13 protein-coding genes are annotated in these 16,253 nt (G+C 73.9%); 3 read left to right on the top strand and 10 right to left on the bottom strand.

Annotation, left to right across the window (positions count from 1 at the left end; all coding sequences use genetic code 11):
- Positions 1-92: 92 nt before the first annotated feature.
- The 6 genes from FH609_RS22850 to FH609_RS22825 all read right to left on the bottom strand — a co-directional run bounded on the left by FH609_RS22850 (position 93) and on the right by FH609_RS22825 (position 7,022).
- On the bottom strand, positions 93-938 hold the full coding sequence (locus FH609_RS22850; protein ID WP_139671040.1) for a shikimate dehydrogenase: 846 nt from the start codon (positions 936-938) through the stop codon (positions 93-95).
- Complete coding sequence (gene mltG / locus FH609_RS22845; RefSeq protein ID WP_139671038.1) at positions 935-2,992, bottom strand: endolytic transglycosylase MltG; 2,058 nt, start codon at positions 2,990-2,992, stop codon at positions 935-937. Before mltG ends, FH609_RS22850 begins: the two co-directional genes overlap by 4 nt.
- An 83-nt stretch (positions 2,993-3,075) precedes the next feature.
- Entirely contained in the window at positions 3,076-3,540 is a 465-nt protein-coding gene (ruvX, locus tag FH609_RS22840; protein WP_122399790.1) for a Holliday junction resolvase RuvX, read from the bottom strand.
- A complete protein-coding gene (gene alaS / locus FH609_RS22835) occupies positions 3,540-6,206 on the bottom strand; it encodes an alanine--tRNA ligase (protein ID WP_139671036.1) in 2,667 nt (888 codons plus the stop codon). Before alaS ends, ruvX begins: the two co-directional genes overlap by 1 nt.
- Positions 6,193-6,609: a DUF6167 family protein gene (locus FH609_RS31865; protein ID WP_226961885.1), complete on the bottom strand. Its 417-nt coding sequence runs from the start codon at positions 6,607-6,609 to the stop codon at positions 6,193-6,195. The genes alaS and FH609_RS31865 overlap by 14 nt, the downstream gene beginning before the upstream one ends.
- On the bottom strand, positions 6,606-7,022 hold the full coding sequence (locus tag FH609_RS22825) for a DUF948 domain-containing protein (protein WP_139671035.1): 417 nt from the start codon (positions 7,020-7,022) through the stop codon (positions 6,606-6,608). The genes FH609_RS31865 and FH609_RS22825 overlap by 4 nt, the downstream gene beginning before the upstream one ends.
- 254 nt (positions 7,023-7,276) lie before the next feature.
- On the opposite strand from FH609_RS22825, the gene FH609_RS22820 reads away from it, so the two are divergent.
- Entirely contained in the window at positions 7,277-9,499 is a 2,223-nt protein-coding gene (locus tag FH609_RS22820; RefSeq protein ID WP_139671034.1) for an ATP-binding protein, read from the top strand.
- A 9-nt stretch (positions 9,500-9,508) separates the two neighbouring features.
- Here FH609_RS22820 and rpsD read toward each other — a convergent pair whose 3' ends face one another.
- Complete coding sequence (gene rpsD, locus FH609_RS22815) at positions 9,509-10,120, bottom strand: 30S ribosomal protein S4 (protein ID WP_139671033.1); 612 nt, start codon at positions 10,118-10,120, stop codon at positions 9,509-9,511.
- Between the two features lie 56 nt (positions 10,121-10,176).
- Between rpsD and FH609_RS22810 the strand changes: the two genes are divergently transcribed.
- Positions 10,177-11,037 (top strand): DUF2470 domain-containing protein, encoded by an 861-nt coding sequence (locus FH609_RS22810; RefSeq protein ID WP_139671031.1) that lies wholly within the window; start codon positions 10,177-10,179, stop codon positions 11,035-11,037.
- A gap of 323 nt (positions 11,038-11,360) precedes the next feature.
- On the opposite strand, the gene FH609_RS22805 is transcribed toward FH609_RS22810, so the two are convergent.
- From FH609_RS22805 to FH609_RS22795, 3 genes are all read right to left on the bottom strand, one after another.
- Positions 11,361-12,725 (bottom strand): replication-associated recombination protein A, encoded by a 1,365-nt coding sequence (locus FH609_RS22805; RefSeq protein WP_139671028.1) that lies wholly within the window; start codon positions 12,723-12,725, stop codon positions 11,361-11,363.
- A gap of 878 nt (positions 12,726-13,603) precedes the next feature.
- Positions 13,604-14,251 (bottom strand): vitamin K epoxide reductase family protein, encoded by a 648-nt coding sequence (locus FH609_RS22800; protein ID WP_139671026.1) that lies wholly within the window; start codon positions 14,249-14,251, stop codon positions 13,604-13,606.
- Positions 14,252-14,506: 255 nt separating this feature from the next.
- Positions 14,507-15,220: an MBL fold metallo-hydrolase gene (locus FH609_RS22795; RefSeq protein ID WP_139671024.1), complete on the bottom strand. Its 714-nt coding sequence runs from the start codon at positions 15,218-15,220 to the stop codon at positions 14,507-14,509.
- 180 nt (positions 15,221-15,400) lie between these two features.
- On the opposite strand from FH609_RS22795, the gene FH609_RS22790 reads away from it, so the two are divergent.
- Positions 15,401-16,237 carry a peptidylprolyl isomerase gene (locus FH609_RS22790; protein WP_139671022.1) on the top strand — a complete coding sequence of 279 codons (837 nt, stop codon included), beginning with the start codon at positions 15,401-15,403 and terminating at the stop codon, positions 16,235-16,237.
- The last annotated feature ends 16 nt before the right edge of the window (positions 16,238-16,253 follow it).

The following is a 16,253-nucleotide window of genomic DNA, read 5'->3' as shown; positions in this document are numbered from 1 at the left end:
TCGGCCTGCGGCCAGCTCACCCGTCTGCCGAGCGAGACGGGCCGGCCGAGGGCCTTGCCGGCTCCACCGGCCAGGCGCGCCAGCCGGTCGGGCTACCGGCCGGCCAGCGCGGCGTCCCCCGCCGCGCGCATCGCGGCCAGGGGGGCCGGGGCCAGCCCCGTCATCAACTCGACCTGGCAGACCGCCTGGTGGACCAGCAGGTCCAGGCCGCCGACCACCTTCCCGCCGGCCGCCGACCAGGCGGCCGCCAGCGCGGTCGGCCACGGCTCGTACAGCACGTCGAAGAGCACCCCGGGCTCGGCCGGCACCGCGTCGGCCAGCGCGTCGGTGGCGCCGGCCGGCGTCGTCGCGATCACCAGCGGCGCGTCCAGCGCCTTCGCCGCCTCGGCCCAGGGCGCGGGGACCACGGTCACGCCCAGGCGCTCGCCCCAGGCGCGCATCTCCGCCGCCCGCGCCTCCCCGCGCACGCAGGCGGTGACCTCCGCCGCGCCCAGCCGCCGGAGCGCGGCCACCGCCGAGGCGGCGGTGGCGCCGGCGCCCAGCACGGTGGCGCGTTCCACCCCGGTGACGCCGCGCTCGGCGAGCGCGGCGACCAGACCCGGGATGTCGGTGTTCTCGCCCAGCGCGCGCCCGTCGTCGGTGAGGAGGACGGTGTTCACGGCGGAGACCGAGGCGGCGGTGTCGCTGATCTCGTCCAGCAGTGGGATCACCGCGCGCTTGAGCGGCATGGTCAGCGACAGGCCGGCCCACTCCTGGCCCAACCCGCCCAGGAACGAGGCCAGTTCGGCCTCGCCGACCTCGAACCTGTCGTAACGCCAACCGGTCAGCCCCAGCGCCCGGTAGGCGGCCCGGTGCAGCACCGGGGAGAGCGAGTGGGCGATCGGCGAGCCGAGAACGGCGGCCCGGCGCGACGGTCCCACGGGCACGGGCCGGGTCATCCGTCGCCCTCCTCGCGGGCGCGCTCCTGCGCCTCGTTGAAGTCCTGGACGTTCCGCTCGTGTTCCTCGTCGTCGGCGGTGAACCGGGTGTCGCCCGGTTCGACGGTGACGAAGAACAGCCAGTCGCCCTCGGTGGGGTTGAGCGCGGCCTCCAGCGCCTGGTGGCCCGGATTGTCGATGGGGCCGGGCGGCAGCCCGTACTCGACGTAGGTGTTGTACGGGGAGTCGAGCTGGGTGTCCTCGATGGAGACGTCCAACGTGTCGCGGCCCAGCGCGTAGTTGATGGTGGAGTCGAACTGGAGCCGCATGTCGATGTCGAGGCGGTTGTAGATCACCCGGGAGACCTTGCCGAACTCCTCGTCCTCCTGCGCCTCGGCCTGGATGAGGGAGGCGATGGTGAGGACCTCGCGCGGGGTGTGGCCGAGCTGTTCGGCGGCGGTCTCCAGGCTGATCCCGTCGAACTCGGCCTCGGCCCGCTCGACCATCTCGGTCAGCAGCTCCTCGGGGGTGGTCTCCCCGCCGACGTCGTAGCGGGCGGGGAAGAGGAAGCCCTCCGGGTCGCCCTCGGCCCAGTCGGGCAGGCCCAGGTCGGCGGTCTCGGCGACCTCCTCGGTGGCGCCCTCCTCCAGCCCGAGGCGTTCGTCGATCAGCGTGTAGATCTCGGTGGCGCGTTTGCCTTCGGGAATGGTCAGGACGTTGAGCGCCTCGGGGTCGGTCAGGGCGGCGACGGCGGCCTCGGCCGACATCTCCTGGCGGAGCGTGTAGACCCCGGGCTGGATGGACGCCTCGGCGGCCTCGGCTGCCTCGACGAAGGCGTCGTGGCTCTTGACCACGCCGGCCTCCTTGAGGATGTTGCCCATCTGCGAGAGCACGGAGCCGGCGGGGATCTCCACCTCGACCTCGCCGTGGCCCTCGCCCTCGAAGTCGGGCGCCGGGCCGAAGCGGTCCTGGTAGAACTGGTAGCCGTACCAGCCGGCCCCGCCCACGCCGCCGACCACCACGGCGACCAGCAACAGGCAGCCGCAGCCCCGGCGTCGGCCGGACCCGCCGCGCCGGCCGCCGTCGTCGTCGCGTTCGCCACGGTCGTCCCGGTAGTCGCGGTCGTCGTCCTCGTTGGTGCGCCGGAAGAAGTCCGACTCGCCCTGGTCGGGTCCCGGGTCCCAGCCGGTCTCCGGGTCGGGGCCCGGGCCGTCGCCGCCGCCGTTCCCGCGCGGGTGCTCGCCGTCCCGCGCGTGCGGCACCTCGACGGCCGGCATCGCCTGGGTGGCGCCCTGCGGGTGCTCGGCGGGGCCGCGCTGGCCGGGCGGCGGGGCGTGGCCGTGCGGAACGCCCTGGCCCTGGTGGGGAACGGCGCCCCGCGCGCCGGTGTCATAGCCGGGCGAGGCGTAGCCGCCGGTGTCGTAACCCTGACCGCCCTGGCCCCCCTGACCGGCCCGGTAGGAGCCGGTGTCATAGCCGCCGGCCTGGTAGCCGCCCGTGTCATAGGAGCCGGTGTCGTACGAGCCCGTGTCGTACGAACCGCCCTGGTAGCCGCCGGTGTTGTAGCCACCGGTGGAGTAGGAGCCGGTGTCGTAGCCGGACGTGTCGTAGCCGCCGGTGTCGTAACCCTGACCGCCCTGGCCGCCCTGGCCCTGGCCGCCGTAGGTGTCTCCCCCGTGGCCGCCCTGGTTCGGGTAGCCGCCCGACGGGTATCCCTGCTCCTGGCGATGGGGCGGGTGCTGGTGCGCGCCGGTGTCCCAGCCGGGCTGACCGCCCTGGTAGCCCGGGTCCTGGTAGCCGGGCCCCGGCTGGCCCTGGTGCCCCGGGTAGCCGGGGTCCTGGTACGAGGGGTCCGAGTACGACGGGTCCTGGTAGCCCTGCGGGTAGCCCGCCTGCTGGCCGCCCTGGCCCGGGGCGCCGTAGCCGCCGAAGTCCCCGGCGCCGCCCGGCGGCTGGCCCTGGCCCTGGCCGTTCGGGTCGTAACCCTCGGGTCCCCCGGGCCAGTTCCGCTCGCCGTAGAGCGGGTCTTCCGGGTACCACGGTTCGGAGCCGGAGCCCCGGCCGTAATCAGTCATCGATCCCCTTGTGCAGCAGGTGGCAGCCCCGTACCCCCCATGCAGCAAACTGCCATGTCGCGCGGAACGTTACCGTATCGCGATCAGACAACCACTTCGACGCACTGCCCCGGCGGGCGCCCCGAGCCGCGCTCGGTCTCCAGGGCGGTCTGGAGGATCACCACGGCGGCCGCCTGGTCGATGCGCGACCTGCCCTTCTTCGCCGAGACGCCGGAGGCCCGCATGTCCCGGGCGGCGGCCACGGTGGACATCCGCTCGTCCACCAACCGCACGGGCACGGGCGCCAGTTGGCGCGCCAGCGCCTCGGCGAAGGCGCGCACCCGGCCGGCCGCCGGGCCCTCCCGCCCGTTCAACGAGCGGGGCAGCCCGACGACGACCTCGATCGGCTCGTACTCGGCGACCAGTTGGCCGAGGCGGCGCCTGGCGGCCGGCAGGTCACGCCCGGGAACGGTCTCCACCGGGGTGGCCAGCAGCCCGTCGGGGTCGCAGGAGGCGACCCCGATCCTGGCCTCGCCGACGTCGACCGCCAGCCGCCTGCCGCGTCGCATCAGGCGGCTTCCGCGACCTGGCGTTCCACGGCGGCCAGCGCCTCGTCGATGGCGGCCGGATTCTGGCCGCCGCCCTGGGCGACGTCCGGCTTGCCGCCGCCACCGCCGCCGAGCGCCTTGGCAGCGACCCGCACCAGGTCGCCGGCCTTCAACCCGCGCTCCCTGGCGGACTCGTTGGTGGCCACCACGGTCAGCGGCCGCCCGCCGGTCACGGTGAACAGCGCGACCACGGCCGGCCGGTCGCCGGCCAGCCGGCCGCGCACGTCCAGCACCAGCCTGCGCAGGTCGTCGGCCGTGGTGCCGTCCGGCACCCGGCCGCTGGCCAGGGCGACGCCGCGCACGTCACGCGCCCCGGCGGCCAGGCCGCCGGCGGCCTGGAGGACCTTCTCGGCGCGGAACCGCTCGATCTCCTTCTCGGCGTCCTTCAGCCGCCCGAGCATTCCCGAGATCCGCTCGGGCAGTTCCTCGGGCCGGCCCTTGAGCAGCTCGGTCAGCTGCGCGACGACGGTGTGCTCGCGGGCGAGGAAGCGGTAGGCGTCCACGCCGACCAGGGCCTCGACCCGGCGCACGCCGGAGCCGATGGAGGACTCGCCCAGCAGCTTGACCAGGCCGAGTTGGGCGGTGTTGTGGACGTGGGTGCCGCCGCACAGCTCCTTGGAGTAGTCGCCGATGGTGACCACCCGCACCCGGTCGCCGTACTTCTCGCCGAACTCGGCGATGGCGCCCTGCTTCCTGGCCTCGTCCATCGACATCACCTCGGCGGTGACGTCGAGTTCGCGGCTGAGCACCTCGTTGATCTTCTGCTCGACGTCGGACAGCACGGTGCCGGGCACGGCGGTCGGCGAGCCGAAGTCGAAGCGGAAGCGGCCGGGGGCGTTCTCCGAGCCGGCCTGGGCGGCCGTCGGGCCCAGCGCGTCGCGCAGCGCGCGGTGGGTGAGGTGGGTGGCGCTGTGGGCGCGGGCGATGGCGCGGCGGCGCTGGACGTCGATCTCGCTCTCCACGGAGGCCCCCACGGACACCTCGCCGACCAGCACGACGCCCTTGTGGGCGATGACGCCTGGGATCGGCTGCTGCACGTCGCGGATCTCGACCACGGCGCCGGCGTCGGTCCTGATCCGGCCGGTGTCGGCGAGCTGCCCGCCGCCCTCGGCGTAGAACGGGGTGCGGCTGAGCACGACCTCGACCTCGTCACCCTCGACGGCGACGGGCGCGGGCGCGGCGTTGACGAGGAGCCCGACGACGGCGGACTCGCCGGTGGTGCTGGTGTAGCCGATGAACTCGGAGGGCCCGGCGGCGTCGGCGAACTCGCGGTAGGCGGTCAGGTCGGCGTGGCCCTGCTTCTTGGCCCTGGCGTCGGCCTTGGCGCGTTCCCGCTGCTCCTTCATCAGCCGGCGGAACCCTGACTCGTCCACGGACAGGCCCTGTTCGGCGGCCATCTCCAGGGTGAGGTCGATGGGGAAGCCCCAGGTGTCGTGGAGGAGGAACGCCTGCTCGCCCGGCAGCACGCTGCCGCCGGCGGCCTTGGTCTCGGAGACGGCGGTGTCGAGGATGTTCGTGCCGGCCCGCAGCGTCTTGAGGAACGCGGCCTCCTCGGCCAGCGCGACGGACTCGATCCGGCCCCGGTCGGTGACCAGCTCCGGGTACTGCTCGCCCATGATGCCGATGACGGTGTCCACCAGCTCGCCGACGACGGGCCCGGACGAGCCCAGCAGCCGCATGTTGCGGATGGCGCGGCGCATGATGCGGCGCAGCACGTAGCCGCGGCCCTCGTTGCCGGGGGTGACGCCGTCGCCGATGAGCATCACCGAGGTGCGCATGTGGTCGGCGACCACGCGCAGCGCGACGTCGCTCTCGTCGGCGGCGCCGTAGCTGACGTCGGTGAGGGCGGCGGCCTTGTCGATGACGACCCGCAGGGTGTCGGTCTCGAACATGTTGTGCACGTCCTGGAGGACCATCGCCAGGCGCTCCAGGCCGAGCCCGGTGTCGATGTTCCGCGCCGGCAGGTCGCCCACGATGGGGTAGTCCTTGCCCTGGCCGGGGCCGCGCTCGTACTGCATGAACACGAGGTTCCACAGCTCGACATAGCGCTCGTCGTTGACCTCGGGGCCGCCCTCGGGGCCGAAGGCGGGGCCCCGGTCGTAGTTGATCTCGGAGCAGGGGCCGCAGGGGCCCGGCACGCCCATGTCCCAGAAGTTGGGACCCTTGCCGAGGCGTTGGACCCGCTCGGCGGGGACGCCGACGGTCTCGGTCCAGATCCGGTACGCCTCGTCGTCCTCCTCGTAGACGGTGACCCACAGGCGCTCGGGGTCCAGGCCGTAGCCGCCCTCGTCCTGGGAGGTGGTCATCAGCTCCCAGGCCAGGGTGATGGCCCGCTCCTTGAAGTAGTCGCCGAAGGAGAAGTTCCCGCACATCTGGAAGAACGTGCCGTGCCGGGTGGTCTTGCCGACCTCCTCGATGTCCGGGGTGCGCACGCACTTCTGGACGCTGACGGCCCGGGGGTAGGGCGGGGTGGCCTGGCCGAGGAAGTAGGGCTTGAACGGCACCATCCCGGCGGGGACCAGCAGGAGCGTCGGGTCGTCCGCGATCAGCGACGCCGAGGGCACCACGGCGTGCCCGCGCTCCTCGAAGAAGCTCAGCCAGCGGCGGCGGATTTCAGCCGACTCCATCAGTGGTCCTCTTTTCGGTTCCGGTCGGTCGGGTCGGTTCGGTCAGTTCGTTCCGGGGGCGGGGCGCGTCGTTCCGGGGGCGGGGCGCGGGGCGTTCGGCGCGCGCCGGGGGGCGGCCGAGGGCGGCACGCGGCGGCGCCGGCAGCACGGTCGGGGGCGCCTGCGGGCCGGTCGGGGGCGCGGACAGGCCGAGCGCGTCGTTGAGTTGGTCCTCGCGCTCGGCCATGCCCGACCGCACCTCGCCGGCGAAGGCGCGCAGCCGGTGGCCGGTGGTGACGGCCCGGTCGGCGGCGCGCAGCGCGAGGCTGTCGGGGGCGAGGGCGCGCAGCTTCCGCTGGACCTTGGTGGTGGCCCAGACGCCGGCGACGGCGCCGGTGGTGAACCACAGCGCACGGCGGATCATCGGTCGTTCCTTCCCCTGCGACGGCGGCGGGGCGCGGGCACAACGCGGGGTGGCGACGGTTCGGCGGCCGGCCGGCGGCCGAGCGCGCGGCGCACGCCGTAGCCGAACGCGGCGACCTTCACCAGCGGCCCGCCGAAGGTGGTGGCCACGGTGGTGGACAACGCCGAGGCGTTGGCGGCGACATCGGCCACGTCGGCGGTGATGTCGTCGACCCGCTCCAGCTGGGACTGGGCGCTGCGGACCGTGGCGGACGCCTCGCCGAGCAGCGGCACGACGCGCTCGGTCAGCGAGCCGACCAGCTCGGTGGCCGCCTGGAGCGTGCGCGCCAGCCGGTACAGCGCGACGGCGAGAAAGGAGACCAGGATCGCCCAGAAGACGGCCACCAGCAGGCCGGCTACTTCGCCACCGGACACGAACGCACCGCTTCCTTTGGAGGTTCCCTGGGAGGTTTCCCTCGGACGGGTATTTTCGCCGCCTCGGGGTCGACGGCCGCCCGGCCGAAACCGGCCGCGACGGCTCTCCCCGCGCCGCCGTCCGCCCCGCTGGACGGCAGGTCCCGACCCTATCGCGCTCCCCGCGCGGGCTCGTACCGCATAAGCCCGCGTCTGCCAAGGGGGACCGGCGACAATTGTACGTTCTGCTTACCTACGAGTACCCTGCGTGTCTTATGCGAGGCTTTCAGGGGTCCGAGCCTCCGGCTCGGGAGACGGCGCGGGGGACCGGACCGGGCGGGTGTCGCCCCGGCAATCTGCCCAGTGAGCTGACGAGGTTCATCGGGCGCAGTGCCGAAGTCAGCGCGCTGACCTCGGCGTTGACGGAGGAGCGGCTGGTCACCGTCACCGGGGTCGGGGGCGTGGGGAAGTCACGGTGTGCGCTTCAGGCGGCGCGCCTCTTGCAGGAACGCTTCTGCGATGGGGTCTGGCTGGTGGAGCTGGCGGGCCTGCGGGACCCGGAGTTGCTGGAGCACGCCGTGGTCGAGGCCCTCGGCGTCACCGACCAGTCGGGCCGGCCGCCGCTGACGGTGCTGCTCGAACAGCTCGCCGGGCGGCGGATGTTGCTGGTCCTGGACGGGGTGGAGCACCTGGTGGAGCCGACGGCCGAGCTGGCGCACGAGCTGCTGCGCCGGGTGCCGGGGCTGCGCGTGCTGGCCACCGGGCGGCGGCCGTTGGGCATCGTCGGCGAGCGGCTCTACCCGCTGGCGCCGATGACCGCGCCTGGCCCGGCCAGCCACGAGCCGACGCGGGTGCCGCTGGGCGAGGCGGCCTGGCTCTTCGCCGACCGGGCCGCCGCCGTGCTGCCCGGGTTCACCATCACGCCGGAGAACCGGCGGGTGGTCGCCGAGCTGTGCCACCGGCTCGACGGCATCCCGTTGGCCCTGGAACTGGCCGCCGGCCGGCTGCGCACCCTCTCGTTGGAGCAGACGCTGCAACGGCTGGACGACCGCTTCCGGCTGCTGGTCGGCGGCGGGGCCGGCGCGCCGCCGCAGCACCAGACGCTGCGCACCGCGATGGGGTGGAGTCACGAGCTGTGCACCCCGCAGCAGCGGCTGCTGTGGGCCCGACTGTCGGTGTTCGCCGGCCACTTCGACCTGGAGGCGGCCGAGTACGTCTGCTCGGGCCCCGACCTGCCGGCCGACGAGGTGCTGGACGTGCTGACGGAGCTGGTCGCGCAGTCGGTGGTGAGCCGGGAGGAGGCGCCGTCGGGCGTGCGCTACCGGATACTCGACACCGTGCGCGCCTACGGCGCCGACTGGCTGGCCGCCACCGGCGACACCGACCGGCTGCGGCGGCGCCACCGGGACTGGTGCACGGGCCTGGTCACCTGGTGCGAGCTGGAGTGGTTCAGCCCGCGCCAGTCGGAGGTGGCGCGGCGCGTGCACGACGAACTGCCCAATCTGCGGGCCGCGTTCGAGTTCGCGCTGGAGGAGGACGAGGACGCCAGGTTCGGTCTCTATCTGGCGGCGACGCTCTGGTTCTGCTGGGTGGCGTGCGGGCGGCTGGCCGAGGGACGGCACTGGCTGGACCGGGCGTTGGCGCTGGAGACCGACCACGAGGACACCCGGCTGCGGGCGCTGTGGGCGGTGGGCTATGTGGCGGTGCTCCAGGGCGACACGGTGGCGGCGCTGACCGCGCTGCACGAGTGCCGGGAGGCGGCCGAACGCACCGGCAACGCGCGGGCGGTGGCCTACTCGCTGCACCACAGCGGGGCGTTGGCGTTGATCAACGACGAGGCGGCCGAGGCCGAGGCGCTGCTGCGGGCGGCGATGGACCGGTACGAGGAGATCGGCGAACTCAACAGCAACGTGCTGATGGGGCGCGTGGAGTTGGCGATGGCGCTGGTGTTCCAGGGGAACATCGCGGGGGCCGCCGCGCTCTGCGAGGAGGTGCGGGAGGTGTGTGAGGAGCACGGCGAGCAGTGGGCCCGCTCCTATGCCCTGCACGTGCTGGGCTTCGCGGCATGGAGTCGGGGGGACACGGCGGCGGCGCGGAAGATCCTGGAAGAGTCGCTGCCGGTCAACTACGCGTTCCGCGATCTGGTGGGCACGGTCTTCGCGTTGGAGCTGCTGGCCGGGATCACGGCGAGCGAGGGGGACGCGGCCGAGGCGGCGGTGCTCCAGGGGGCGGCGGCCCGGCTGTGGCGCTCGGTGGGGATGCCGCTGTTCGGCTCGGAGTACTTCAACGACCCGCACGCGCGCAGCGCGCAGCAGGTCGCCGAGCGGCTGGGCAAGGCGCGCTTCCGCGAGTGCCTGCGGGAGGGCGAACGGCTGGACACCGACGCCGCCGTGGCCAGGGCGCTGCGGGTGCGGGGTCGGGGGTCGACCGCCCCGCACCCGGCGTTGGCCGGCCCGCCGCCGCTGCCTCCGGCGCGGCGGCGGGCCGCCCCGGAGTGAGCGGGCGGGTCAGCGGGCGTAGTACTCGACGACGAGCTGCTCGTCGCAGATGACCGGGATCTCGCTGCGGTTGGGGTTGCGGTCCAGGCGGAACGCCAGGGCCGGCAGGTTGACCTCCAGGTAGCGGGGGGTCTCGCCGTCGCCGGCGTAGCCGCCCTCGCGGGCCACCTGGAACGGGTACTTGTCGCGGCTGCGCTCGCGGACGCTGACCACGTCGTCGGGGCTCACCCGGAAGGAGGGCTTGTCGACCTTGCGGCCGTTGACGGCGATGTGGCCGTGCACGACCATCTGGCGGGCCTGGTAGATCGTGCGGGCCAGGCCGGAGCGGAGGACCAGGGCGTCAAGGCGGCGCTCCAGCTCGACGATCAGCGCCTCGCCGGCCTTGCCGGTGACCTTGCGGGCGCGGTCGTAGGCCCGCACCATCTGACGCTCGCTGATGTCGTACTGGGCGCGCAGCCGCTGCTTCTCCAGCAGCCGGACCTTGTAGTCGCTGGTCTGCTTGCGGCCACGGCCGTGCTCACCCGGCGGGTAGGGGCGCTTCTCGAAGTACTTGACCGCCTTCGGGGTGAGCGCGATGCCGAGTGCACGCGACTTCTTGACCTTGGGACGCGACTGGTTCACGTTGAACGGACCTCCGTAGTAAGTTAGGTGAGCCTTACCTTAGCTGAGGAGCGCGCATGATTCGACCTGGGAGCCCCCTGCCCGACACCGGAAACCGGAGCCGGGAGGCGGGCCAGCCGCGTCCCACGGAGGAAGCCCAACAGCCGACGGCCGCCGAGCGGGTGCGCACCCTGGTGGAGTCGAACGCGTCGGCCACGCTCACCATTCCTGGCGGCGAGCGGGACACCTTCGACAACCCCGTCCCCAGTGTGCCGGAGGCTCGGGCCGTCACCCCACGCGGGGATGTCCTTCTGCTGGTGCCGACGGACTCACTGGCTGGGCGTACGGCGGTTCACGCCCAGCACGACGAGGTGACCGCCGTGATGGAAATCACAGATGTCGCGCCCGTTTCGGTGCCCCAGAGGATCAGGGGACGGGCCTGGGTGGCCGGTTGGCTGACCTCGGTGCCGGCCGAGGAGAGCGGCGCCTGCCGCCGGCTGCTGGCCAAGGCCCACCCGGCCGGGCCGGTGCCGGGGCCCGGCTGGACGCTGCTGCGTCTGGAGGTCGGCGAGGCGTACACCGACGACCTGTGGGGCGAGGCGCATGTCGAGCCCGACGAGTTCGCCGACGCGACGGCCGACCCGATGGCGCGCCACGAGGCCGAGCTGCTCCAGCACCTCGCCGCCAGCCACCAGGACCAACTCGGCTCGCTCTGCCGGCTGTTGGACCAGGCGCCCGGCGGCTGCCGGCAGCCGGTGTCCATCGCCCCGCTGAGCCTGGACCGCTTCGGGCTGCGGCTGCGCTGCCGCACGGAGGGCTCCTGCTTCGACGCGCGCTTCGACTTCCCCGAGCCGGTGGGCGACATCGGGCAGCTGCGCCGGGCCATGCGCTGGCTCTTCGAGTCGGCCGCCGAGACGCCTCCGGCGGCCGACCGCTGACCGAACTGACCGAAGGGCCCGGCCGGTTGGGGCGCGGGGGCGGCGCCCGCCGCTCGGGGCGGGCGGTATCGCGCCCGCGCTGGCCCGTTCGGCGGCGCGGGTGAACGGGGCGCGGTCGCGCGGTGGGCGGCCGGCCGCCGTTGGGCATGACCTCGCGGGTGACGGTCGGCGTCGGGCGCCCGACGCCGCCGGGCGTTCCGCGGACAGGCGAGGCCGTCGGCCCACCCCGGCGCCATCCGTTGCCGTCCCGGCCGAGCGGACCGGGGGCGCCTGCCAGGCGGCCACCGGTCAGGTCGACATCGGAGCGCGCCGCGCGCGGGGGCTCAGTCCCGGCGGGGCGGCCGGTCGGCCAGGCGCTCGCGGACCCGCTCCAGCACCTCCGCGTAACGGGCCTCCGCGCCGTGCCGGGTCGGCTGGTAGTAGCGCTTGCCGTCCACCGCGTCCGGCGCGTACTGCTGGGCGGCGATGCCGCCGGGCAGGTCGTGCGGGTACTGGTACTCGGCGCCGTGGCCCAGCTTCTGCGCGCCCTTGTAGTGGCTGTCCCGCAGATGCGGGGGCACCGGGCCGGCCAGCCCGGCCCGCACATCCGCCTGCGCGGCGCCGATGGCGACCACCGCCGCGTTGGACTTGGGCGCCAGGGCCAGCGCGATGGTGGCCTGGCTCAACGTGATCGCCGCCTCCGGGAAGCCGATCAACGCCACAGCCTGCGCGGCCGCCACCGCCGTGGTCAGCGCCGTGGGGTCGGCCATCCCGATGTCCTCGCTGGCGGAGATCATCAGCCGGCGGGCGATGAACCTCGGGTCCTCCCCCGCCTCGACCATCCGCGCCAGATAGTGCAGCGCGGCGTCCACGTCGGAGCCCCTGATCGACTTGATCAACGCGCTGGCCACGTCGTAGTGCTGGTCACCGTCCCGGTCGTAGGCGACGGCCGCCCGGTCGACGGCCGTCTCCAGGACGGGCAACGTGATCTCCGTCAGCCCCTCGGCCAACGCCGCGCCGGCGCCCGCCTCCAGCGCGGTCAGCGCCCGCCGCGCGTCCCCGCCGGCGATCCGCAGCAGATGCGCCTCCGTCTCCTCCGGCAGCGCCACGGCGCCGCCGAGCCCGCGCTCGTCGGCGACCGCGCGGCGCAGCAGCCCACGCAGGTCGTCCTCGGTGAGCGGCTCCAGGGTGAGCAGCAACGAGCGGGACATCAACGGGGAGATCACGGAGAAGTACGGGTTCTCCGTGGTGGCGGCGATCAGGGTGACCCAGCGGTTCTCTACGGCGGGCAGCAGCGAGTCCTGCTGGGCCTTGCTGAACCGGTGGATCTCGTCCAGGAAGAGCACCGTCTCCTTGCCGAAGCCGCCCGAGGAACGCCGGGCGCCGTCGATGACGGCCCGAACCTCCTTGACGCCGGCGGTGATCGCGGACAGCTCGACGAAACGCCGGTCCGTGGCCTGGCTGACCACATGGGCCAGCGTCGTCTTTCCCGTGCCCGGCGGGCCCCACAGGATCACCGATGCCGGGCCGGCCGGTCCGCCCCCGCCCTCGCCGACCAGGCGCCGCAACGGCGAGCCCGGCTTCAGCAGATGGCGCTGCCCCAGCACCTCGTCCAGGCTGCGCGGCCGCATCCGCACGGCCAACGGACGGGCCGCCGGGTCCTTCTCCGCCCTGTCCTCGGCGGCGGCGGTGAACAGATCATGCTCCACGCCTCCCGACCCTAAGCCACCCCACTGACAGTGGACCCCGGAGCCCGGGCTGGGGCTCGGGGCCCAGCCCGGGGGCGGGTCGTCGTCCGCGACGAGGCTCGGGCCGCCGGGCCCAGGGCGCTCTCGCCCCGGTCCTGCCGGGCGACGCCAACGACCCACCGGGAACGGCGTCCTGGCCCGCGCGACGCTCCGCGTCCTCCCGGCGGAGCCGGGCGCGCGTCCGTCCGCCTGCCGGGGATCATCCACGCGTCCCAGGCCGTCGGGCCGTCGCGGTCAGACCGAGACGGCCCGTCGGGGCCGGCCCCTCCGCCGGGCGTCGAACACCGGTGGCGGCGCTCCCGCCTCCTGGCTCCACTCCGAACGAGGGTCCAGGACCGGTGCCCCGCGCCCCGGCGCCACACCCGCCGGGTGGCGAGGCCGGGCCCGTGCCGTGGCGCGTCGGGTGATCAGCGGAGAAGGCGCCGGCCTGGCCGGGCCCCGGACCGGGCGCACCGCCGCCGTCGGGGCTCCGCCTTCGGGCGTTCGCCGCCCGGCAGGGCACCGCCCCCACCGGAAACAACGAAGCCGCCCTGGTGCGCGCACGACGAACCACCGTTCCGCGAGAACGGCCCAACCAGGGCGGCGCTGCTCGCCGAACCGGGGCGTCAGCACCCCCGTTCCACGTCAACCGCCCGGGCGGCGCACTCCCACGAAGGCCCGCAGGCCCAGGGCCAAGCGACCGCGCCAGCGCGCAACCGCAAAGACCAGCCCGGCCAGGGCACCTCCCGCGCCAGCGGGTGCCCCGCAGAAGCCCGCCCGGCCAGGGCCACGCCGCCCGAGAGGCCCACGCCCCCCGCGCCGGCGGCGCTCCCCGAAAGCCCGCCCGGCCAGGGCTCGGCTCAGCTGGTCCAGAAGTCCCACCAGCGCGTGAGGACCAGCATCCCGATCACCGCGATGTGCACGGTGGGGAACAGCCAGTGGAACTCCTCCAGCGCGTTCCGGACGCCGCGCGGGGCGGGCAGGAAGCCGTTGCGCACGTTGTGCAGCGTCGTGTACCAGAACATGACGATGGTCGCGACCCAGGCCAGCGAGCACCACAGGCACAGCGCGTTGATCTCGTACAGCGACTGGTACTGGAGCCAGGTGCAGAACGCGACGCCGAAGAGCGTGCCGGCCTGGAGGCCGAGCCAGAACCAGCGCTGGTACCTGGCGCCGGCCAGCAGGCCCATCCCGATGGCGATCACCATGCCGTAGGTGACCATCCCGAGCATGGGGTTGGGGAAGCCGAACGCCTCCGCCTGGTCGCTCTCCATGATCGAGCCACAGGAGATCACCGGGTTGAGGCTGCACGCCGGCGTGAAGTCCGGGTCCTCCAGCAGGTGGAACTTGTCCAGCGTGATGACCCAGGCCGCCAACAGGCCGGCGAAGCCGGTGATCACCAGCATCAGGGCGAACGCGCGCCCCGCGCCGACCGCGCCGCCGTCGCGCTCGCCGCCCACCGGATCGTCGTCCGCGCGCACCTCGTCCACCGCCGCGTCTGCTGCCATCTCGCCCATCCGCTCCGTCGTCCGCGCCACCGGGGAACCCCACCGAGGCCACCGGGCTGCCACCGGTCAGGGGTCCACCATTCTGTACCAGTGAACCGGCCCCCGTGTAAGGCCGCCGTCAAAGTCACGGGCGCCCGAGGCGCGTTCCCGACCGATACGCCCCGTTAAGCACCAAAAGACGCTGCGTGACGACCATCCGGTCGGGGGACCCTCCGCCGGCGCCCCGACGTTGACCCGCCGCCGAGACCCCGGCGCTCACAGCCCCCGGCGGGGCGTCGCGTCCCCGTCCGGGCCGCGCCCGGCCGCGAGTTCGCGCAGGAACGGGTTGTCGACGCGCTCCCTGCCGATGGTGGTCTGGGGGCCGTGCCCGGAGAGCACCACCGTGGCGTCGTCCAGCGGCAGGCAGACCCGGGCCAGCGAGCGCAGGATCTCCCGCGCGTCGCCGCCGGGCAGGTCGGTGCGGCCGATGGAACCGGCGAAGAGCAGGTCGCCGGAGAACAACACCGGGGGAACGTCGGCTCGTTCGGGCGTCGAGAAGGTCACCGAGCCCCGGGTGTGCCCCGGCGCGTGCGCCACCGTGAACTCCAGGCCGGCCAGCGACAGCGAGCCGCCGTCGGTCAACTCCCGCAGGTCGTCGGGCTCGCCGACGGTCAACTCGCCCAGCAGCGGCTGCCCGATGGTGGCGCCGAGCGCCTTCTCCGGGTCGGCGAGCATGAAGCGGTCCTCGGGATGAATCCAGGCCGGCACGTCGTGCGCGCCGCAGACGGGGATGACCGAGGCGACATGATCGATGTGCCCATGGGTCAGAATGACGGCGGTGGGCTTGAGCCGGTGACGGGCGATGGTCTCCTCGACGCCGGGGGCCGCGCGGTGACCCGGGTCGATGATCACGCACTCCTCGCCGGCGGCGGGGGCGACCAGATAGCAGTTGGTTCCCCAGGCGCCGGAGGGGAAGCCTGCGATGAGCAACGTCGGCCCTCTCGTCGATCGTCGGGCGGGTGGCTGGCGGGTGGGTGGCGGGTGGTTCGAAGCCTACCGGCGACGGGTGCGCGGCGGCGGAACCCGTATACGGTGACGCCACGTCCGCACGTTTGACGTGTCCGGTGGAAGTGTCCGGTGGAAGTGTCCGTTGGAGCAAAGGAGAGCGCGGTGTCCAGCAAGGAGCGACGGCGCAGGGAACTCGCGCGGGCCAAGTACGAACGCCAGGCCAGGCGGCGGGCGGAGCGGGCCCGGCGGGGGCGCAAAGTCCGGGTGCTGCTCGCGGTCGTGGCGGTGCTGGTGGTGGCGGGCGGCGGCACGGCCTGGGCGATGTGGCTGAACGACGACGACTCCCCGACGGACGCGGCGGCCTCGCCGAGCGACGCCCCCACGGACGAGGCGCCTTCCGAGGAGCCGGTCGAGGACCCCTGTGCCGCGCCCGCGGAGGGCGAGCCGACCGGCGACCAGTGGGACGCGGAGCCGGAGTTGACCGTGGACACCGGTACCCCGCAGGTGATGACGCTGGCGACCACCTGCGGCGACATCGAGCTGACGCTGGACCCCGAGGCGGCCCCGCGCACGGTCAACTCCTTTGCGTTTCTGGCCGGCGAGGACTACTTCGACCACACTCCCTGCCACCGGTTGACCACGGAGGGCATCTTCGTGTTGCAGTGTGGCGACCCGACCGGCACCGGTCAGGGCGGGCCCGGCTACGAGCTGCCCGACGAGAACCTGGACGCCCCCGAGGTCGCCGATGGCGTCTACCCGGCGGGCACGGTGGCCATGGCCAACAGCGGTCCCGACACCGGCGGCAGCCAGTTCTTCCTGGTCTACGAGGACAGCCAACTGCCCGCCAGCTACACGCCGTTCGGGCAGGTCACGGGTGGCCTCGACGTGTTGGAGACCATCGCGGGGGCCGGTGCGGCGGCGCCGGACCCGACCAGCGGGAACACCGCGCCCAACGCCACGGTGGTGATCAACGAGGCCACGGTGGAGCCGGCGGCCTGACCTCCGGGCCAGGCCA

The organism is Streptomyces sp. 3MP-14, assembly GCF_006334905.2.
Classification (GTDB): Bacteria; Actinomycetota; Actinomycetes; order Streptomycetales; family Streptomycetaceae; genus Streptomyces; species Streptomyces triticirhizae.
This window is presented reverse-complemented; position numbering and strand designations above follow the sequence as displayed.

What these genes read in the sequence shown, in the direction of transcription:
- ruvX (WP_122399790.1), bottom strand. Translation starts at nt 3,540, where the DNA reads ATGCGACGCGGCAGGCGGCTGGCGGTCGACGTCGGCGAGGCCAGGATC.
- alaS (WP_139671036.1), bottom strand. Translation starts at nt 6,206, where the DNA reads ATGGAGTCGGCTGAAATCCGCCGCCGCTGGCTGAGCTTCTTCGAGGAG.
- FH609_RS31865 (WP_226961885.1), bottom strand. Translation starts at nt 6,609, where the DNA reads ATGATCCGCCGTGCGCTGTGGTTCACCACCGGCGCCGTCGCCGGCGTC.
- FH609_RS22850 (WP_139671040.1), bottom strand. Translation starts at nt 938, where the DNA reads ATGACCCGGCCCGTGCCCGTGGGACCGTCGCGCCGGGCCGCCGTTCTC.
- FH609_RS22820 (WP_139671034.1), top strand. Translation starts at nt 7,277, where the DNA reads ATGCGAGGCTTTCAGGGGTCCGAGCCTCCGGCTCGGGAGACGGCGCGG.
- mltG (WP_139671038.1), bottom strand. Translation starts at nt 2,992, where the DNA reads ATGACTGATTACGGCCGGGGCTCCGGCTCCGAACCGTGGTACCCGGAA.
- FH609_RS22800 (WP_139671026.1), bottom strand. Translation starts at nt 14,251, where the DNA reads ATGGCAGCAGACGCGGCGGTGGACGAGGTGCGCGCGGACGACGATCCG.
- FH609_RS22810 (WP_139671031.1), top strand. Translation starts at nt 10,177, where the DNA reads ATGATTCGACCTGGGAGCCCCCTGCCCGACACCGGAAACCGGAGCCGG.